The organism is Fibrobacter sp. UWH6 (genome assembly GCF_900142465.1).
Classification (GTDB): domain Bacteria; phylum Fibrobacterota; class Fibrobacteria; order Fibrobacterales; family Fibrobacteraceae; genus Fibrobacter.
This window is the reverse complement of the sequence record NZ_FRAX01000009.1, coordinates 119,764-139,309: the sequence shown is the minus strand read 5'-3', so window position 1 is coordinate 139,309 and position 19,546 is coordinate 119,764. Positions and strand designations below refer to the sequence as shown.

General features: G+C 51.3%; 14 protein-coding genes. 11 read left to right on the top strand and 3 right to left on the bottom strand.

Annotated features, from left to right (window positions below):
* The first annotated feature begins 172 nt into the window (after nucleotides 1-172).
* The 3 genes from folE to glgA all read left to right on the top strand — a co-directional run bounded on the left by folE (nucleotide 173) and on the right by glgA (nucleotide 3,657).
* Nucleotides 173-742, top strand: a complete 570-nt coding sequence (gene folE / locus BUB73_RS09480) for a GTP cyclohydrolase I FolE (RefSeq protein WP_073159093.1) — start codon at nucleotides 173-175, stop codon at nucleotides 740-742.
* A 231-nt stretch (nucleotides 743-973) separates the two neighbouring features.
* Complete coding sequence (locus BUB73_RS09475) at nucleotides 974-2,281, top strand: poly(ethylene terephthalate) hydrolase family protein (protein WP_073285270.1); 1,308 nt, start codon at nucleotides 974-976, stop codon at nucleotides 2,279-2,281.
* 146 nt (nucleotides 2,282-2,427) lie between these two features.
* Nucleotides 2,428-3,657: a glycogen synthase gene (gene glgA, locus BUB73_RS09470; RefSeq protein WP_073159089.1), complete on the top strand. Its 1,230-nt coding sequence runs from the start codon at nucleotides 2,428-2,430 to the stop codon at nucleotides 3,655-3,657.
* Between the two features lie 101 nt (nucleotides 3,658-3,758).
* Here glgA and BUB73_RS09465 read toward each other — a convergent pair whose 3' ends face one another.
* Entirely contained in the window at nucleotides 3,759-5,792 is a 2,034-nt protein-coding gene (locus tag BUB73_RS09465; protein ID WP_254795018.1) for a protein-disulfide reductase DsbD family protein, read from the bottom strand.
* A gap of 58 nt (nucleotides 5,793-5,850) precedes the next feature.
* Here BUB73_RS09465 and BUB73_RS09460 point away from each other — a divergent pair, with 58 nt between their 5' ends.
* From BUB73_RS09460 to BUB73_RS09445, 4 genes are read left to right on the top strand one after another with little or no spacing between them, the layout of a single operon-like run.
* Nucleotides 5,851-6,468, top strand: a complete 618-nt coding sequence (locus BUB73_RS09460; protein WP_073159087.1) for a sigma-70 family RNA polymerase sigma factor — start codon at nucleotides 5,851-5,853, stop codon at nucleotides 6,466-6,468.
* Between the two features lie 9 nt (nucleotides 6,469-6,477).
* On the top strand, nucleotides 6,478-8,715 hold the full coding sequence (locus BUB73_RS09455) for a T9SS type B sorting domain-containing protein (protein WP_073235770.1): 2,238 nt from the start codon (nucleotides 6,478-6,480) through the stop codon (nucleotides 8,713-8,715).
* Nucleotides 8,716-8,727: 12 nt separating this feature from the next.
* Nucleotides 8,728-9,186, top strand: a complete 459-nt coding sequence (locus BUB73_RS09450) for a hypothetical protein (protein ID WP_073159083.1) — start codon at nucleotides 8,728-8,730, stop codon at nucleotides 9,184-9,186.
* Nucleotides 9,187-9,194: 8 nt separating this feature from the next.
* A complete protein-coding gene (locus BUB73_RS09445) occupies nucleotides 9,195-10,523 on the top strand; it encodes a CCA tRNA nucleotidyltransferase (protein WP_073235776.1) in 1,329 nt (442 codons plus the stop codon).
* A 57-nt stretch (nucleotides 10,524-10,580) separates the two neighbouring features.
* Here the strand turns inward: BUB73_RS09445 and BUB73_RS09440 are convergent, their stop codons facing one another.
* Nucleotides 10,581-11,684, bottom strand: a complete 1,104-nt coding sequence (locus tag BUB73_RS09440; RefSeq protein ID WP_073235779.1) for a glycosyltransferase — start codon at nucleotides 11,682-11,684, stop codon at nucleotides 10,581-10,583.
* Between the two features lie 37 nt (nucleotides 11,685-11,721).
* On the opposite strand from BUB73_RS09440, the gene lpxA reads away from it, so the two are divergent.
* Complete coding sequence (gene lpxA, locus BUB73_RS09435; protein WP_073159197.1) at nucleotides 11,722-12,489, top strand: acyl-ACP--UDP-N-acetylglucosamine O-acyltransferase; 768 nt, start codon at nucleotides 11,722-11,724, stop codon at nucleotides 12,487-12,489.
* Nucleotides 12,490-12,493: 4 nt separating this feature from the next.
* Here lpxA and BUB73_RS09430 read toward each other — a convergent pair whose 3' ends face one another.
* Entirely contained in the window at nucleotides 12,494-13,708 is a 1,215-nt protein-coding gene (locus tag BUB73_RS09430) for a glycoside hydrolase family 5 protein (RefSeq protein WP_073285267.1), read from the bottom strand.
* Between the two features lie 211 nt (nucleotides 13,709-13,919).
* Here BUB73_RS09430 and BUB73_RS09425 point away from each other — a divergent pair, with 211 nt between their 5' ends.
* Genes BUB73_RS09425 through BUB73_RS09415 form a run of 3 tightly spaced genes read left to right on the top strand, consistent with a single transcriptional unit; the run spans nucleotide 13,920 to nucleotide 19,538 of the window.
* Nucleotides 13,920-14,660 carry a sugar-binding protein gene (locus tag BUB73_RS09425; protein WP_249269351.1) on the top strand — a complete coding sequence of 247 codons (741 nt, stop codon included), beginning with the start codon at nucleotides 13,920-13,922 and terminating at the stop codon, nucleotides 14,658-14,660.
* Between the two features lie 15 nt (nucleotides 14,661-14,675).
* Nucleotides 14,676-17,213, top strand: a complete 2,538-nt coding sequence (locus BUB73_RS09420) for a hypothetical protein (RefSeq protein WP_073235785.1) — start codon at nucleotides 14,676-14,678, stop codon at nucleotides 17,211-17,213.
* Nucleotides 17,214-17,231: 18 nt separating this feature from the next.
* Nucleotides 17,232-19,538, top strand: coding sequence for a hypothetical protein (locus BUB73_RS09415; RefSeq protein WP_083538177.1), 2,307 nt, complete (start codon nucleotides 17,232-17,234; stop codon nucleotides 19,536-19,538).
* Nucleotides 19,539-19,546 lie beyond the last annotated feature (8 nt).

The following is a 19,546-nucleotide window of genomic DNA, read 5'->3' as shown; positions in this document are numbered from 1 at the left end:
ATGGATTTGTATAATTTTGACATGGGCTTTTTCTTCTGTTTTTTTTGGCGATTAAATTTTAGAAAATAGCCCATTTTTTGTTTAATTTAGGCGAATGTCAACAAAAAAGGGTGGCGAAGCCACCCACACATGTTGATGAAGAGCCAAAAAAATTGATTGAAGAGTAACTGATATGAATTTAAAAATGATGGAAGATGGCTTCAAGATGATTCTTGAAGGTATGGGTGAAGATGTTAATCGCGAAGGCTTGCTGGAAACTCCCAAGCGCGTGGCCAAGATGTATGCCGAGGTCATGAGCAGCCTGACTGGAGAATTGAAGGCCGAAGATATCCTCAAGACCCGCTTCCACGAAAAGTATGACGAGATGATCGTTGTGCCCAACATTCCCTTCGCCAGCATGTGTGAACATCACTTCTTGCCTTTTACCGGTAAGGCCCATATCGCCTACATTCCCGGTGATTGCGTTGTTGGGCTTTCCAAGATTCCCCGCGTGGTGGAATTCTATGCCCGCTTCCCCCAGATTCAGGAACGCATGACTCGCCAGATTGCGGAACTGATCCAGAGGGAATTGCAGCCTAAGGGCGTTGCCGTTGTTCTGGAAGCAAGCCACATGTGCATGACCATGCGCGGTATCAAGAAACCCGGTGCTACCATGGTGACTACACAGCTTCTTGGCCGATTCAAGACCGACGAAAAGACCCGCGCAGAATTTATGGCTACTATTAACGACCGCCTTCGCTAAGGGTGCGGTCGCTGGCGCGAAAATTAATTTGTAAAAAATAAAAGTCTGATTTTTATCCACGATTGATATGTGTCAATCGTGGATTTTTATGTATAAATTAATGTAAAAATTTTTCTCGTTGACAAATTGTCCATGTTGACATTTTATCCAAGGAAACTCTTTTTGAACCTTATTTTCTTTGCCTGGTTCTAGGTACTTTTATTCTCGGTGATGGAATAAAAGGAGTTAAAAATGAAAAAGAATTTTATTCGGGTGGTCAAGCTGGCATTTGTTACTGCAAGTGCATTGGCATTCATGAACTGTGGTGATTCTGTAGTAGATGCTGTAGACGGCGCCCTTGGTGGTCTGTCTTCCAGCTCTGTGGTTGGCGAACCGGTAATCGATCCGGTAACTGGCGAACCCATGGTTGACCCGGTTACGGGTGAAATTATCTATACTAATCCGGAATCTTCTGCCGCTATGGATCCTACTGACGATCCGATTACCGGTGAAGAAAATGGTGACGTTGGTGGAGAAGGTGAAGTTGTTCCCCCCACTGGTGATACTCCCGCCGAAGGTGGCGACACCCCCGCAGAAGGCGGTGATGTTCCTGCTGAAGGTGACGTTCCTACCGATAACAATCCTTCCGATGTCGTGACAAGTTCCGATTCTGAGGGCGGCGTAACTGAACCGGCTTCCAGCACAAGCGAATCCGCTCCGGAAAGCTCTAGCGCTGTGGTCCAGGAAGCTCCTAAGGGTATCTTCCTTGCTAACGATACCGACGAAAACAAGGACTACATGGAGGTGGAATACTTCACAAACACCGGTGATAACGGCGGAGCCATTCTTGCTTATCCCAAGCGACTTTCCGAAACCCAGAAACATGGCGTTGTGCTGTGGGGCCCAGGTGGCGGTTCTAGCCCCTCACAATACGAAGGCATTATCCGTCGCCTTGCTTCCCACGGTTTCGTTGTAATCGCCACTAGCGAATCTCCGGATGGTACTGGCCGCGGCAAGCCCGCTCTCGACTGGCTCGAAAAGAAGAACAATACTCCGGGCGACCCCCTGTACCAGAAATTGGATATGACCAAGGTGGGTGCATCCGGTCACTCCATGGGTGGTCTCCAGTCCGAAGAAATGCTTATCAATGACGATCGCGTGATTACTGCAGTCTTGAACAACAGTGGCGACATGGCTCATGTGGATGGCACTAAGGTTCCTGCAACCAAGACTTTCGCCATCGTCTATGGCGAAGGTGGTATGGAACGCCCCAATGCAGAAGCTGACTACGGTAATCCGGGTGTCAAGGCTCCCGCTTGCCTTATCAAGATGACTGGTGGTGCGGTCGGTGCAAATCCTGAATGCCAGAACGGCGAATGTGGCTGGGGCCACGGTTCCGGTCCTTGGGGCGGCATGGCTGCTACCGTTTCCTGGATGCGTTGGCACCTGGGTGGCGAAGACTTCCGTAAGGCTGACTTCGTCGGTACCAGTGGTGCCTACATCAACGGCCCCATCGTTGGTGGCCCGGGTAACTGGAAGGGTCAGTGCAAGAACTTCTAGCCTGATAAAAAGTATCTCTACATAACACACTCCAAGGATTCCCCGGCGCAAGTCGGGGAATCTTTTTTTTAGTTAGCGTTTTTGGCCTAAGGAAATAGATGTATATTTAGTGCGAATGGCGGATTTTTCCGCCACTGGAGACATTTATGAACGCAGCTATCCTTACTAATGAATTCCCGCCGGAAATCTATGGCGGTGCCGGTATCCACGTCAAGTTCCTGACCCAGGAATTGGCCAAGCTTTGCCATGTGGAAGCCCGTTGCTTTGGCGTGCAGAACGATGACGCCGACAATATCCGTGCTATCGGTTTTAGCCGTAAGTTGGGCCTGAATCCCAAGGATGACCGTTTCCAGAAGATTTTCAAGCCCCTGGATATTAACCTGCAGTGGGCAGCTACCATGGATGACATCGATGTCATTCATTGCCATACCTGGTACAGCCATTTCGGTGGCGTCCTGGCTTCCCGCCTTTTGCAGTGCCCCCTGATCTTGACGACCCACTCCCTGGAACCTCACCGCCCGTGGAAGGCTGAACAGCTGGGCGACGGTGGCTATGCCATGAGCTGCTGGATCGAAAAGACCGCCTACGAAGCCGCCGACGGTGTCATCGCCGTTAGCCAGGGCATGAAGCGCGACGTGATGAAGCTTTATGGCGTTCCCGAAGACCGTGTGAAGGTGATTTACAACGGTATCGATCCCGACTTCTACAAGCCCACCTTCAGCGAAGGCATCCTGGAAAAGTGGGGTGTAGACCCGAAGAAGCCTTTCGTGCTGTTTGTGGGCCGCATTACCCGTCAGAAGGGTATCAGCCAGCTGATCCAAGCTATCCCCCAGATCGACAAGAACGCCCAGGTGGTTCTCTGCGCTGGCGCCCCCGACACTCAGGAACTGGCCGACGAATGCAAGGCTCTCATTGAAGAAGTCCAGAAGACCCGCGAAGGTGTTGTATGGATCCAGGAACCGGTTCCTCATGAAGAACTCCGTGTGCTCTATAGCCACGCTACTGTCTTTGCAACTCCGTCCCTTTACGAACCTTTCGGTATCATCAACCTTGAAGCCATGAGCTGCGGTACTCCTGTGGTGGGTAGCGCCGTGGGTGGCATTCCCGAAATTATCGTGGATGGCGAAACTGGCTTCCTGGTTCCCCTGAAGGCTGTTTCCGAGACCAACTTCGAACCCGCCGACCCCAAGGCATTCCAGACCGATTTCGCAAACAAGCTGAACACCATTCTGGCCAACCCCGAAATGGCAAAGAAGATGGGCGAAGTGAGCCGCAAGCGCGCTATCGACGTCTTCAGCTGGAAGGCCATCGCTCAGCAGACCTATGAATTCTACCAGGAATGTATTGAGAGATATAAGAAGGAAGGCAAGCGCTAATTTTTAATGGGATCCCCGACAATGTCGGGGATTACTTATAGAAATCGCAAAAAAGCCCGCGGGATTTAAACCGCGGGCTTTTCTTATACGGAAAAAGGACTTTACTTGCCAGTAATCTTTTCGACGATGGCACCTGTGGTCAGCAGTTCCGGGAAGACAATCTGCTTGCTTGCATCGCCCTTGGGGTATACTGCATAAGCGGGTACGCCAGACTTTCCAAGACTGCGGAGTAGTGCATTCACTTCCGGAGTTTCGCGGGTCCAGTCCGCCTTGACGCGGGCCACGTTCAGCTTGTTCATGGCGTCGGTAAATTCTTCGCGGTTAAGGACGGCGGCTTCGTTTGCCTTGCAGGTAATGCACCAGTCGGCGGAAACGTCGATGAATACGGTGCGCCCGGCGGCCTTGAATTCTTCTATGAGGGCGGGGCTGTAACGGAACCAGCCGTCTTCTGTCATCTGTTCTGCCATGCGGGCGTTGAAACGTTCGACGACTACGTTTTCGTAGCGGGGTGCGAGAACGCCGAACCAGAGACCGGCAAGAATCACAATGGCGCCTGCGAATCCAACCACTTCACGGCTGAAGGCTACACCCGGCGGGGCGATTTTCCCGATGAGGGCGCTGGCCACTGCAGATACTACAGCGATAACTGCGAAGATTCCTACGCCTGCAGAACCTGCCTGCTCGTTCACGACCCAGAGAAGCCAGCAGACGGTGGCCAGAAGTAAAACACCCATGACCTTCTGCAGGTAGGTCATCCAGATTCCCGGCTTAGGCAAGTGTTTCTGAACGGCGGGGAAGAAACTGACCAGGAGATAGGGGAGGGCAAGTCCGATGCCTGCTGCCGTAAAGAATAGGAACAGTACCGGCAGGCTTGCGGTAAAGGCGAATCCCATGGCGGTTCCCAGGAAGGGTGCGGAACAGGGGGTGCTGAGCAAAACAAGCAGCGCTCCCGTAAAGAAGGCGCCTGCCAGGCCGCCCTTGCTGCCGGCGGCATCCATCTTGGTGGTGGCTCCCCAGGGGAGCCACACTTCAAACAGTCCGAAGAAACTCATGGCGAAGGCGGTGAGGATCACCACCATGAAGGCGATAAAGCCTGCGCTCTGGAACTGCATTCCCCAGCCGGCATTTCCGCCGCCAATCTTGATGACGCTGATGATGGCTGCCAGCACCCAGAAACTGCAGAGGATGCCTGCGGTGGTGCTGAGTCCCGATGCCAGCAGGCGGCTGCGGGATTCCCCGGCCTGCTTGACGAGGCTGAAAATTTTCAGCGAAAGCACCGGCAAAACACAGGGCATCAGATTCAGGATGATGCCACCGACGAAGGCGAAGAACAGGAGGGCTAGGGTGCCGGCGAAACCTGCGGCGGAGTCTGCGGCACTTTCTCCAACGGCGGCGACTTCAGCGGCGCTTTCTTCTGCGGCGGTCTGCGGTTCGCTTGCGGTGCCTTCGTTTGCTGTGGCTTCACTTGCAACGGTTTTGGCGTCTGTTCCAGCGGTTTCTTCCTGCTGGAATTCCATGATGATGTCGAATTTTTCTTCCGTAGCGTTTACTTGCTGCGGCTCATCCCCGTCTTTACCATTTTTTTTTAGGTTAGCGTCCCCGTTGCCTGCGTTCCCCTTTCCAAAAGTATTCCCGTCCAGCGATATGGTCTTTTGGGCGGGTGCCAGGCAGATGGAATTGTCGCATGCCTGGTAGTGGAAGGTGATGGTGGTGGAGAGGCTGTCGAAGTTCTTTTCTACGCTGTCGATGGGGAGGATGACCTGGAACTCGCCGCGGAATACCAGGTTTTCAAGGTCCAGAGCCTCGCTGTATTCCTTGATGGGGGCGGGCCAGACGGGTTCGCCAAAGAAAATTCCTTGGGCGGAGACGTCAATGGACGAGGGTTTCAGGAATTCGTCGGCGGCAATGTTGGCGTTTACGTGCCAGTTGTCGGGAATGGTGATTTTGACGGTAAGTTTTGATCCTGCAACCAGTTCCCCTGCCGAATAGGTCATGCTCATGTCCGGAGGGGGCATGTTGTTCATGTTGAATTCTTCGGCGAAGCTTGTCAAGGGTAAAGTCAGTAGCAAAATGCAAAATGAAGCATTTTGCAAACAGTTGTTGACAAAATAATCAAGAATCGGTTTTTTACGCATAGGGTTTCCTAGATTTGACTTCAACTGAAAACACTCTGTCAAAATTCCCGTTCTGACTATGGAAAATACGCGAATTTTTTCAGAAGAAGTATCCATTCGGCTAGAGAATATCTGGCGCAAGAATGCCCCACAAATTTACAAACTATGTTGCAAGCGGAGTAGTACAAAAGAGGCCGCCGACGATCTTTTTCAGGAGGTTGCGCTGAAGTTTTGTAAATATGCGAAAAATCTTAATTTGGATACCGCACTTTGGCCCTGGTTTTATAGGGTAACGTTGTGTACCCACTTCGATCTTTACCGTCGGGAGAAAATGGTTCTGCCCTTTTCCGTGCTGAGGGAAAATCAGGCGGCGTACGATGTTTATCCCGAACAGTCTTCGGTCCATTTTCGTAATGAATCCCGCGAGAACAAGGCTGCCGCGCTGCTCAAGACTTTTATGCAGGTGCTCAATCCAGAAGAAGCCCTCGTTACGGAACTGACGTATCTTGGAGGTTTTCTTTTGAAGGATGCGGCCCGGATTCTGACGAGAAATAGGGGGTACCTAAGCAAGCTTCGCTGCAGGGCTGTAAATAAAATGCGCAAAGAAAAGCGGCAAAGGGATGCCATCCTTGAAAAGATTGATGCTCCAATGGTTCTTTTGGAGGATTTGCTTACGAGGAACAATGAAATTTCGTAATTTTGTAATGTGAAGTTCTATACCTTACTACTGATTGTCTTTCTGACTGTTGCCCAGGCTTTTGCCGCGGAGAGCTGGCTTACTTTTTCTAAGCCCTTTCCTGTTAGAAGTTGCATCCCCTATGGTGGGGGTATTCTTTTGGCGACTGACGGAGGTATCCGTTACCGCGCCATAGACGGTGATCGCGTATTTCATTCTGAAGACGGATTGGAAGAGGCCATATTCCACGCCATTGTCGGCTATGAAGAACGGATTTATGCCATTTCCAAGTTCGGTCTGATTGCCGCATTGGACGCCCAAAGAAATGTTTGGGGAGTACTGAATAGGTCTTACGTCGCCAATAAGTCTAGAGTGCTGCCTGATGGAGCCGCTCTTGCCGATTCCATCATTGTTATTGCATTTGAAGACCGTCTGGCCTTTTTTGACTTGATTACGAAAACCTCTATTGCAACAATCGACAGAATTGGTGAATACAATCTGTCAGCAGATAATATCCAGAAACTTGTGGTTCACGGAGATTCTCTTTACGTGAATGTTGGCGAACAGTCCTATGTTCGCGAAATGGACTGGTATGATGTGGGCGGGGATGCTAAACTTTTTGATCCTTTGTCATGGAGCAAGGTTAAAGATCCGTCTCTGGTGAATGGATTGGTCGAAAAGGACTCCAACCTTATAAATATCGAAGGGGATATCATTGATGACCCCAGCTATACAATTAGTGCGACTCCCATTGACACTATCGAGGTTGCGGGAAACCAGGAGATTATTTACGATACCACCGTCGTCAGAAAGACTCGATGGATCGAGAAGGCCCAAGACAAGTATTTCCTGGTTGGCGATGAGGCTGTCTTCCTTTATGACCCTAGCCTTAACTCCCTAACAGACCTGTCGCTGTTCAATGATTTCCCGCTGGGGGAACCCTATGAAGTTCATGCCGTGCCTACCGGTGGTGTCGTTGTTGGTACTACGGAAGGCGGGATTAGCTATGGGGGTGTTGCACCGTGGAGCGACCTGTCTTATCCTCTGCCTGGGATCGGTAGTCAATCTGCTGCATTTGATGCCCGCATCAAGTCCATATCGGTGCTGCCCGATGGCCATACCTTTTTCCACATCTGGGGTTTCGGCTTCTTCATGTTCATAAATTGGGGGCTGGATCAGCAGTTCTCCGTTGGGCTGAATAGCGGCGCCTGCCTGGATAACTACTTTGAAGGCCGTTATGATGACCTCGGAAATCCCTTGCAGTATGTTATTTCTGTCGGGTCGACACCTGCGCCGGACAGTTCCGGTTTCTTGACGACGACCTCCAACGGAAAGAAGTACAGCATAAACTATTTCAAGACCAATGGCGAAGTTTATTGTGCAAGCCAGGTGGGGCAAACTTCAATGGCTGGCCCTCTCTACGCAACGATCGATGAAGATGGTTCATGGCTTCTGTATGTGGGTTCAAGACAGGGCACGGCGATCGCTGCCGATGGCGGGCTTGACATCATTCGAATTCCTTCTCCCAAGAACAATGGGGGTGAACTGTCCGGTGCTACCATAGAAACATCTATCCCCCTGGAATCTACTCCCGTGGATATGGTTTACGACTCTATTGGGGATCGCCTGTGGGTGATTACGAAATCATCGCTCTACTATCTGGACAAGAATGAAAAAGACAAGGATACGCTTGTGTCGCCCAAGTCGACGAACGGTCTGCGTGCTTCCGAATATTCTGCCATTGACGTGGATATTCATGGCAACCTGTGGTTAGGTACGACAGACCAGGGCGCCTATCGTCTGTCCCTGAAAAACAAGTCTCCCGACACGCTGACGGTCAAGTCCTACAATGTAAAGAGCGGTATGTTGTCCAATGACGTAACGGACCTTTCCATTGACCATACCCTTGGGGTGGTCTGGTTTACTCATGCCAGTGGCGTCAGCCGTTATTACAACAAGAATCTCAAGTACTCCTCGAAGAACATGACTGATTCGGCAAAGGCCGACGTTTATGCCTATCCCGTTCCCTTCAGGCCTGCTGTCCATAACCGATTCGTTATTGCGAATATTGCAGAAGGCGCATCTGTTAGCATCTATAACCGTGGCGGTTCCCTGATTCGTTCCTTCCGAAAAGATGATACACTGGGGGGCAGCGTTGAATGGGATGGTCGCGGATTAGACGGAAATCTGGTGGCACCTGGCGTGTATTATTATGTTGTAAAAAATTCTTCAAAGGTGAAGAAGGGCAAGTTCATTATTATCCATTAGAGGGTTTGCTGGATGGTACGTCTGATTTTTTTGTTGTTCGTGATAAGTGTACTGCTGAATGCTTGCGCAGGGGAACGTCAAGGTCTCGTGTGCGAAGAAATGGAATATCGTCTGAATACCATGGCCTATTCTCCTGACCAGCGAGCTTACGCAGAAGAAGAACTTCGTGTCTGCCGTGAAGAGGAAGCCTTGAAAAAGGCAGATGGAGCCGCATCTCGTAAAAGCATTTATGACCGCTTTGCCGCAACGGATTCGACAAAGTCTGCTGAGTCTAGAACTGCCGCGGCTGACGAATCCCCTCGTGAAATTTCTGTTTCAGATGCATTGGGTGATTCGTCAGGGCAGGAAACGGTGAGCATCTATGACCGCTACGGAAGCAAGACTGTTCCGTCCGAAAGTGCAGGAACCGCTCCGTCTGCGGATGAGGTACCTGCCGATACTTCTGCAAGTGATGTTTCCAACTTCCAGTAGGGTGATTCATGGCCACAGTGCAAACTCTTTCGGGTGAAACTTTTGAACCGGGCCTGCCCCAGCGTTTATTGAAAATTGCGGGCGAAATTCGCGAGGCCGGTGGTCGTGCCTACTTGGTGGGCGGTTGGGTCCGCGATGCCATGCTGGGCGGTAACTGCCGTGACTACGACATCGAAGTGTATGACATGGAGCAGGATGACTTGATTGCCATTCTGTCCAAGTTTGGTCGTTGCAATTTGATTGGCAAGGCTTTTGGTGTCATCCATCTCGCCATGAAAGGGGAGTCTCTCGATTTCTCTTTCCCCCGTACCGAAAGCAAGGTGGGTTACGGACATCGCGGTTTTGTGGTCAAGACCGATGCCCGTCTGACTTTCAAGGAAGCCGCCCTCCGTCGCGACTTTACCATCAACGCCATGGGCATGGAACTGCCGGATCTGACTCTTTGCGATCCTTATAATGGTGTGGAAGATCTTAAGGCCGGCCTTCTTCGTCATGTGGGGCCCGCCTTTGCCGAAGATTCCTTGCGTATTCTTCGCGGAGTGCAGTTTGCTAGCCGCTTCAAGCTTAAGCTAGCTCCCGAAACGGTTGAAATGTGCCGCACCCTTTCGCTTGATGACTTGTCCATCGAACGTCTTTTCGAAGAATTCAAGAAGTGGTTGCTGAAACCCGGTAAGCCCTCTCTCGGCCTTCGCGCTTTCCTCGACATTAAGCTGGATGAATACTTCCCCGAAATTCGTCCCCTGTCCTTGAATGGCGCTGCAGATGATTCTAGCTGGGAAACTCTTGGCGAATTCCTTAACAATCTTTCCGCCGTCCAGGATCTTTCCGACGAAGAACGGATGGTCCTGATGTTTGCCGGTTTGCTTGCCGGTAATGCGTCCGCTGCTTCTGATGAGAAGTCCTGCGAAGAAGCGGTTCTTAAGTTCCTGGCTCGCATTACCAACGAAATCAAATTGGTTCGCGGTGTTCCCCTGCTGTTAAAAAATGCCTTCAGGTATGAGCCTGGCGAAAGCATTCCCCGGGATTCCGAAATCCGTCGTCTGTCGGTGGAACTTTCCGGACTCCGCCTGTATATCGCTTTCTTGCAGAGTAATACCCTGTACGCCGAAGAAACTCGGAACACCTACGCACAGGCCTTCAGGGTCCGCGCCGAAGAACTGGGTGTCTACGAAAAGGCGCCTACGGCCTATCTCACTGGCAAGATGCTGATGGATCTGGGTGTAAAGCCCGGCAAGCAAATGGGCGAGCTGATCAAGAAAAGTTTTGAACTGCAGTTGGATGGCGAAATCGCCGATGCCGATGCCGCCCAGTCCTGGGCCCGCGAGCGGTTGCAATAAACATTTGGTCCCGCGAACAACTGACGTAAAACTGCGAGCAGTTTTACCTCTAAGGATTTATTTCCACCTGAATAGTCCGGTAATTCCTGCCGGCACGCAGAACACGATCATAGGAATCTGGATCAGTTCCGTGGGGATAAACGCAAGCATCTTGCGCTTGCTATGCAACTTCCAGGATGCAATTCCCAGGAAGATAAAGTCGATGACAATCTTCGGCAAGATGCTGAACACGCACCACTGCCAGGGGCAATCGAAGAACACCACGCACCAGGGGCTGATAAACATCCAGATGTAATAGGTGTAAATCAAGGTCAGCATCAAAATGTACGGCTTGCTTTCGTAGCTGGTGCCGTTGCTGCTCCAGCGGGCGCGCTGGTTAAAGAGCTGCTTCCACGTGTGAACCGGTTCCGTCTCGATAACCGCTTCCCTGTCCAGGTTGTAGCAGACCTTGGTTCCCGGAATTTTCATCATCTTGTGGATGAGCATGTCATCGTCACCGCTGCTCAAATTAATCAGGTCGCCGAATCCGCCCACTTCAAAGAACAGGTCCTTCTTGTAGGCCAGGCAGGCAGCACTTGCCACGATGGGGTGTCCCCAGCTGAAACCGGCGGCTTCCATGGCGGTGTAGCCCAGGGTTTCCAGTTTCTGGAAAAGGTGAGGCATGGTGCGGGTGCCGTTATTCTGTTTCGGACCTTGGACAATGCAGATTCCGTCTACGAAGCGGCCCGCCATGGCGGTAATCCAGCTCTTGCGGGGAATGCAGTCGGCATCCATGGTCAAGAGCACTTCGTACTTTGCAATCTTGAAGGCGCTTTCCAGGGCTCGCTTCTTGGGGCTTGCGATTTGGGGCAGGTTCGGGTCCAGCGAAAGCACACGGAATCGCGGATGGTCTGCGGCAAACTTCTCGAGAATCTCCCTGGTAGAATCCGTAGAACGGTCGTCTACGCAGATTACTTCCCATTCCCCCACATAATCCTGGACCGCCAGGGCCTCCAGGGTGCGCAGGGCAAATTCCTCTTCATTACGCATGGGGACCACCACAGAAACGGTGGGAGTGGCCTTCACACCCTTGTAACGGTGCGTCTTCAACAGCCCTATTACAAAGAATAGGAACAGGAGCACATAGAGTGCAGTGAGGCTGCCGATAATTACACTACCCATGGTGTTCGCAAATTTAGGAAATTTCTACTTTTTTGCCATGATTCACGTTTCCGCATTTGTCCATCCTTCTGTAAAAATCCCCGATTCTGCTGTTGTCGGGCCCTGGTGCCTGGTAGATGAAGGGGCTGAAATCGGAGAAGGCGTGGTCCTGGAATCCAGGGTACATGTGTATGGCGGAGTGAACATCAAACCTGAAACCCATGTGTATGATGGTGCCGTTCTGGGGGCGCCCCCACAAGACCTGAAGTACGCCGGGGAAGAAACCCGCCTAGAAATCGGCGCCCACTGCACCATCCGCGAATACTGTACGTTAAACCGCGGAACCGTCCAGGGGGGAGGTTGCACCCGCGTCGGCGACCAGGTTCTGATCATGGCCTATTCCCACATCGGTCACGACTGCCAGATTGGCCGCGGTGCCGTTATCGCCAATGGTTGCCAGTTTGGCGGTCATGTTCGCATCGGTGAGTTCGCTACCATCGGTGGCGTTACTGCCATCCAGCAGCGCAACCAGGTGGGTGCATACGCTTTCGTGGGCGGAACCTATAAGGTGGACCGCGACGTCCCTCCGTGTACCAAGGCATCGGGAACCCCTATCCGTTATTGTGGTCTTAATCTCCACGCTCTCCGCCTCCATCCCGAAGAATTCCCCGAAGAACGTATCCGCAACCTGGAACAGGCCTACCGTATGCTGTACCGTAGCGGCCGCCCCGCCTCCGAAGTCATCGAGGAATTGAAAAAAGGCCCGGAACATCTGTTCCAAGCCTTCTTTGACGATCATTGGGCCGGTTCTATCGTTCGACCGTAGATTATTACATATTCTTCTGAAGAACTTCCAGAATCTTGGGGTACCATTCGCCGGCACCCTTGTCGTAGATGTCGAACTGAACTCCGGTAAAGCCCCAGATGGCCCAGGTATAGCCCAGCTGGTTGGCGACTTCCACGATAGCCTTGATATAATAGGATCTGTTTTCGTCGTCTACGCCTTCGGCTTCGCAGGCGGAAGAGGCGCCAAATTCACCGATGTACAGGGGGGCGTAGGTTCCGTTCTTGCCGGGGAAGGTTTTCTTTGCCAGCTGGACGTAATTCTTCAAGTCGGCGACGATGGAGAGAGCTGCGGTCTGGTCGATGGGCTTCCAGAGGGAGCCGCAAGCGCCGTTGTGTCCCTGGTGGCTGTAGCTATAAGGTTCATAGTAGTGACCGTCGATAATGATGTTGCTGTCCTTGATATCGGCGAAATCGCCCATCAGATCGAACTTACCGTAGTTACCCGGGTCAATCATGATGGTTCTGCCCGGATTGGTCTTGCGGATGATCTTGATGGCGCTGTCAGTCATCTGGGCCAGGATTTTATCCGACTTTCCGCGAGATTCGTTCAGGACTTCGAAAACCAGGGAGTCGTTGCTGTAATCCTTGAATTCTTCGGCAATCTGTTCCCAGATGGCGTAGAACTGCGGCAAGTACTTGTCGGGGTTTTCATAAAGTTCGTTAAAGTGGTGCTGGTTGATGACCACGGGCATGCCGAGGCTGTTGGCCACGTCAATATGGTGCTTCACACCGGCTACGCGTTCCGCCTGGATAGTATAGGGAGGTTCCTGCAGGGCGGTCTGGTTCCAACGAACCGGCAGACGGATAGACTGGAAACCTGCGTCCTTGGCAATCTTGAACCATTCGTCATCAATGGGGTTGTTCCACTTTTCGTCCAGGTAGTCGTAGACCTTGCCTTCTGTGTAGCACCGGTCGTTTTCCTTGCCTTCTTCGCACTTTTTCTGGGGATCGATGCCGGAATCCCAGGAGTTACCGAAGTTGATGCCGTGTCCCAGCATCTTGTTGACGGCGATGGCGCGGCTGTAATCCGGAAGCGAGGACTGACCTGTGGGTTCGTCCTCATCGATGCCTGCGCTACTGGTGGGAAGTGCAGACGCGGAGGAGCCCGGTTCCTCGCTGGAACTGGCCGGATCGTCGGAACAAGCCTGCCAAATTAGGGCAGAAGATACAATGGCGAGAGTGGACAGAATTCGTTTCATAAAACCTTTCCCGTAGTGTAAAAGTCGGTATTGTAAACATAAATTTAATTCGTTGAGGGTCATATTGATAAAATGTTTTTTTTGTTTACATCGGAAAACATGTTTTTTTGAGAAACTGGTATTCGTAGTGCATATAAAAATGTTATTTTTGGGCTTGTATTCAAATTTGATTATATTTGAGCACCGTCCGTTTTTGGAGACTCCTTAGGATATGAAATATATGAGAATCTCGTCGTTACTGAAGTGTGCCTTGGGCATGCTTCTTGCCGTTTCCCTAGCTGATGCGGCTTCCTTTAGCAGCTATCGCGATCGCGATGCTGGTCGTTTTGTCCTTAAAGAAGGCAAGTCCTTCCGCCCGGATAAGGATGTTGTAACCGTCATCATGCGTGAAGCAATTCCCCGTGGTGGTGGATATACCTACCAGTATCCCCGTGAAAACCCCGAACCGGTCCTCACGGATAAGTACGCCATGGAAGGCGCTCTTTCCATGGAAATGGAATTGATCGCTAGCGACTACTCCGGTATCGCAATCTGTATTGCCGGTTCCGTAGACCTGGCTCCGTACCTGGAAGACGGCGTCCTGGAGTTCTGGATCAAGGGTGCCCAGGGTGGTGAAAACGCTCTGTTCGTGCTTGTGGATGATGGCGTTAAGAGTAACGGTGAATCCCTGCAGGTCAAGCTCCGTTCCAAGGGTCTCGGTGAAATTACCACCGAATGGACCCGCTTTAGCATTCCTCTGAAGCTTTTCGGTACCACTGGTGTGTACTGGGATGCCAAGAATACTCGCGAAGTGATGCTCCCCTTCAACTGGTCTAATTTCAAGGGCTTCCGCCTCGAAGTTCGTAAGGACGAAAACGAATCCTTCAAGGTCTGGATGGACGATATTGTTATTAAGAAGCATGGCAAGGCTTACGAGGGTCCTGCCTACTATCCGTTCCGCAATGAGATCTAAGAGGACTAGGATTATATGCGCAAATTATCTCTATTAGCAACAACCCTGCTTTGCTCCTCTCTTGCTCTTGCTCAAGAGGATGATTATTCCGATTACGGTTCCGAAGCTTCCGCTGTAGAAGCTCCCGCAGAAGAAAGCGTTTCTGAAGAAAGCTCTTCCAACGAATCTTTCTACGATGCATACTCTTCTGATACCTATGGCTCCGATTCTTATGCTTCCGAAGCCGAACCGGCTACTGAGGTTGAACCTGCCGCTCCTGCCGAAGAAGTGGCCGCTGCCGAAGAAGTTCAGCCTCTCGGCGGTGCCAATGTTGAAAAGGCTCCCGCAAAGGTTGCTCCCGAAGCCAAGGTCTATATTCCTAAGGACCTGACCGCCGAACAGCGCGTTGCCGCCATCCAGGAAAACCTGGATACCCTGGCCAACGACATGGAATCTACCCTCATGGGTAAGGACGATGTTCCGCTGGCTGTCTCCGGTTACATGGCCTTCCGCGTCAAGAATTTCGACTACACCGAAATCGCTCCGGTGTACGGCGACGACAAGGCTCGTACCGCTGTTGACGCTACCCTCAAGATGAATATGGTGTTGATGCCCAACTCCTATATGACCTTGTGGACCAATATGACTTTCCCCTTCGACTTGACCGGTTTGTATACAAACTATATGGCCGAAAAACCCAACAACAATCCCAGCTACAACTGGACTCGTGTGATGTTTGACCACAACACCGACTACGCTGCAGCTGGCGTTGAAGAAGAAATGAACTTCGGTATCGATATTCGTTCTTCTGTGTTTGGCGCCTACGTGACCGCAGGTGGTGTTATCTGGGCTTGCGCATCTCCCCTTACCATGTGGGAACGCGAAACCATGCCCCGCTTTGCATGGCAGTACGAAACCTTCGAAGAAGAAAAGACTGTCAGCACCTACTATAAGGAAAAGTCCTTTAAGCCCGTCAAGGAAGGTGGTCGTGCATTCTGGACCAACCGTTCTTTCGGTGGCGTGTTCATGAACGTGTACAACATGCCCTTTGGCATGACCGCACAGGCCATGATTTCTCAGCCCAAGGATATGGACGCCGGTACTCGTGACGGTCTCCGCCTCTACGGTGGTCAGCCCAGCGAACTGGAAATGTCCGGTAACTACGACTTCCGTGGCGACGTGATTCACGGCCGTCTGGCAAAGAACAAGCTCTTCGACGGTATGACTCTCGGTGCCAACTACCTGGGTGTCTTCTACGATGAAGGTCTTATTGACGAAGATGAATTTGCCGGCCCCTGGACAAAGAACGCCTTTGAAGGTGACCCGCACTTTGAAAACAATCAGATCGTTTCCTTGGACATCAAGGGTAACATCGTTCCCAAGTTCTACTTGATGGCTGATGTGGCCATTAGCTGGGATGATTCCACTACCTTCCAAGATGTGGACACCACTAGCAAGAGAGCTTACACTCGCGATGCAACGACTTCCAGTGTTTCCGCTCCGTCTCTGGGTGTTTATGTCAAGATTCAGGACAAGCATCTTGATTGGCTGCCCACTACTGTTGAAGCCGTCTACTTCGGAAAGGATTTCTTCTCTCCCTACGGCATTACCGATCCGTCTCGTCTCCGCAGCTGGCGCAAGGACGAATTCTACCTGAATGGTGGTGCTATGCGTTATGGCCCCAACATGGCTGGTCTTAACTTCAAGTTCGAACCGGAATTCAACCGTGGCCGTCTCGGTGTTCAGTACGCCCAGCATCGCCAGATTGAAGCCGGTGATGACGTCATCCTCTTCAACTACCGCCTGAATGGCCGTAACATGTGGGAAAGCACCAACTCCTGGACCAAGTTTAACGCCTTGTTCTGGGCTGACTCCGGTAACGCAATTGCAAAGAATGGTTACTACAACCGTGCAGGTGTTCTCACCAACCAGCGTAAGATGGAACGCCAGCGTGGCGGTCTCTATGGTGGTACCTGGGAACTGTGGGAATCTTTCGTAGCTTACGAAAATGCTGACCAGATGAAGAAGGAAGAAGTTCCGTCTCATATCAAGTGGTCTTCCTACCTCTCCATCGACGGTGGTTATGACATTGGCCACTGGTTCGGTACCGATCGCAACCTGATGATGAGCGGCTACGCTTCCATTTCCGGTGTGTCCAAGACTTTCGCTCCTATCGCCTATAGCGAATCTCAGAGCGACATGCTTCTGTGGAGCTTCTACGGCTTGTTCGAACCTACCTTTGCCCTGACTCCGACTATCCACTTGGTTGGTCACCTCGGCTTTGAAAACTGGAAGTCTGAATACGGCTACCAGGTAGAAGATGTGTCAGTTTCCTCTAAGGTTACCAATGCTAGTGGCCCGTACGGTCTCCTGATCCCGACTAGCCAGGCTACCTATAAGAAGGCTCCTGTGGACTACTACCAGACTGCAATCGGTCTTGGCGTCGACTGGGACTTCTCTCCTCGCGCAGGTCTCCACCTCCGTTACAAGTATGCAACTCATACAGACAATTACATTTCAGAAAACGACTGGACCGGCCACTTCATTACGGCTGAAACCAAGGTCTGGTTCTAAGGGGATTAAGGTATAACTATGATGCATAAAGTTTTAGTATCCCTGCTTTTTGTAGCTTCTGCCGCCTCTGTCGCTTCTGCAGTGTCCGAAGCTGAACTGGATCGACAGCTCCAGGCTAAGGAAGATTCCCTTTCTTCCAAGCGCGGTTTTGAAGTTGGTGGCCGCATTACTGGCGTGCTCAATAACGCTTACATGTCTTCTGACCAGGAAGACAGCAAGCTCAACAAGATGCCCAACACCGAAAGATCCCAGTTTGTTTCTGCAGACTTGGATTTCCACTTCCGTCCTTACGAAGCTGTCCGCTTTAACGCAACACTCCGTATGGAAGCAGGCATGCAGAACTACTTTGCTACTTCCGCAAAGTCCCTGACTGCAAACTGGCTGAATATGGAAGGCAATGTCGGTAAGGACCTGTATTGGATTGTCGGTGACTTCCGTCAGCAGTACAGCCCCCTGACCCTTTTCGCCCCCACCGGTCTTGATGGCATTCTCTATGAACCGCTGATCTTTGCTCGCGCCCGTGAAATGGCTATGCAAGAAGCCATGATCGTTGGGAACCAGCGCAACCTGCAGGGTGTGAACCTCCAGTTCCGCCACGATTTCGGTGGCATGGCTGGTGAAATCCGTGCAGAAGGTATTTTTGCCCGCGTTCGCCGCGTCCAGCTCCTGGACTTCTCCGGTTCCAACGGCAACCTTCTTGCTAACGGCTATAACAGCTTGCTGAATGACGGTGCTATTTATCCGGGTTCCTCCATGGCATCCAATATGGATAAGTGGTTGCTTAGTGCAAACGTCGAATACCTGCCTGTAGACAAGAACGTCTTCCTCGGCTTTACTGGTATGTTGGTCTTTGATGATAGCGCAAGCTTCACCAATACCTACCGTACTCAGTATCAGGAAGTCATCTACAATGGTCAGCTGAGCTACTACAACACCGAAACTGGTGAATTGGAAGGCCCGATTCTTAACCCCAGTACTTTCGAAGATGGTGGCTATACTGTGTATCAGCCCATCAACCCGTATGAAACTGATCCGCAGAACACCTCGATCATTTCTGCTCGCGCCGGTGCCGACATTGCTGGCATTCTCGGCAACAAGAGCCTGACCTTGGATGTGATGGGTGAATACGCCATGTCCAGCGATGAACAGCGCCACTTTGAGCCTGCTTTCGATGAATTCGGCAATGTAGTCGCCTATAACGAAGTTACCGAAGATGACAACGGTTCTGCATTGAATATTTCCTTCAATGCTGGTTACAAGCTCCCTGTCGGTCTGGACATCCAGTTGGCAGCTAACTACGTGATGAATGACAGCAACTGGTTCAACAACCTTGCTCAGTCTCCGCAGTTCTTCGCTACCCGTACTCTGAATTCCGATAAGGACGGTAACGTTAGCCGCTACGGTGTTAACTCTCCGCTCTACTCCACCTTCAGTTCTCTGTACTACTACGATCCGAAGTTTACTCCGGTGGGAACCCAGTTGGCTAATACCGATGACCCGACCATTAAGGGTCAGACCAACAGCTACAACATCGCTCCGATCCAGAGAAATGCCTATAGCACTTCTGTTTACACCCGCAGGGAATTGGCTTTGATGAGCTTCATGCTCGATAAGTCTGTTCAGATGAGCTTGCCCAATGGCTTTGCTACTCCGAACCGCAGTGGTTTCAACATCGACATGAAGTTTGGCTTCCAGGATTTCGCCGAAGCAAACGCCATCTTCTCTATGCTGAAGCAGAAGAAGAGCGACAACGTCTTCATGAAGGAAGCTGAATTCCAGGAATTCGGTGCAGGTCTTAAGGTGGATGTGTTCAAGATGCTTGGCTTCTCTCTGCCTCTTGAACTGTCCGGCAGCTACAAGCATGCTGTAAAGACTCAGGAACTCACTGATGAATTCAAGCCCTATTTCGCTGACAAGGGTGAACTGAGCATGGACTTCATCAACGCAGGCCTCTACGTTCAGTACATGCCGCGTCTCGGTATTAACGCTGGTCTCCAGATGATTAACACCACATTTGATGCTGTATCTTCTAGTCCGATACTCAACGTTGCTCCGGGTTACGAGACTCCGTTGCTGAAGGGTAAGCAGATGCAGTGGATGGTGGGTCTCGACTACACTGTCGCAGAAGGTGTCTATCTCGAGCTGAACTATGGTATGATTAATGTTGAAAACACATATAATACCACAGAAGGTGCTGGATCCAATGTGCCTAACTATGCCGATGTAACGGTTACAGATGTCGATGGCAATACCCAGAACCTTGCCGAATACACTCATAAATTCTCCCAGGCTGTTGTTCAGGCCATCTTGAACGTGAATTTCTAAGGGAGGCG

Coding starts and splice junctions, on each gene's coding strand:
- BUB73_RS09450 (WP_073159083.1), top strand. CDS start 8,728: ATGGTACGTCTGATTTTTTTGTTGTTCGTGATAAGTGTACTGCTGAAT.
- BUB73_RS09425 (WP_249269351.1), top strand. CDS start 13,920: ATGAAATATATGAGAATCTCGTCGTTACTGAAGTGTGCCTTGGGCATG.
- lpxA (WP_073159197.1), top strand. CDS start 11,722: ATGATTCACGTTTCCGCATTTGTCCATCCTTCTGTAAAAATCCCCGAT.
- folE (WP_073159093.1), top strand. CDS start 173: ATGAATTTAAAAATGATGGAAGATGGCTTCAAGATGATTCTTGAAGGT.
- BUB73_RS09460 (WP_073159087.1), top strand. CDS start 5,851: ATGGAAAATACGCGAATTTTTTCAGAAGAAGTATCCATTCGGCTAGAG.
- BUB73_RS09465 (WP_254795018.1), bottom strand. CDS start 5,792: ATGCGTAAAAAACCGATTCTTGATTATTTTGTCAACAACTGTTTGCAA.
- BUB73_RS09440 (WP_073235779.1), bottom strand. CDS start 11,684: ATGGGTAGTGTAATTATCGGCAGCCTCACTGCACTCTATGTGCTCCTG.
- BUB73_RS09420 (WP_073235785.1), top strand. CDS start 14,676: ATGCGCAAATTATCTCTATTAGCAACAACCCTGCTTTGCTCCTCTCTT.
- BUB73_RS09415 (WP_083538177.1), top strand. CDS start 17,232: ATGATGCATAAAGTTTTAGTATCCCTGCTTTTTGTAGCTTCTGCCGCC.
- BUB73_RS09445 (WP_073235776.1), top strand. CDS start 9,195: ATGGCCACAGTGCAAACTCTTTCGGGTGAAACTTTTGAACCGGGCCTG.
- glgA (WP_073159089.1), top strand. CDS start 2,428: ATGAACGCAGCTATCCTTACTAATGAATTCCCGCCGGAAATCTATGGC.
- BUB73_RS09430 (WP_073285267.1), bottom strand. CDS start 13,708: ATGAAACGAATTCTGTCCACTCTCGCCATTGTATCTTCTGCCCTAATT.
- BUB73_RS09475 (WP_073285270.1), top strand. CDS start 974: ATGAAAAAGAATTTTATTCGGGTGGTCAAGCTGGCATTTGTTACTGCA.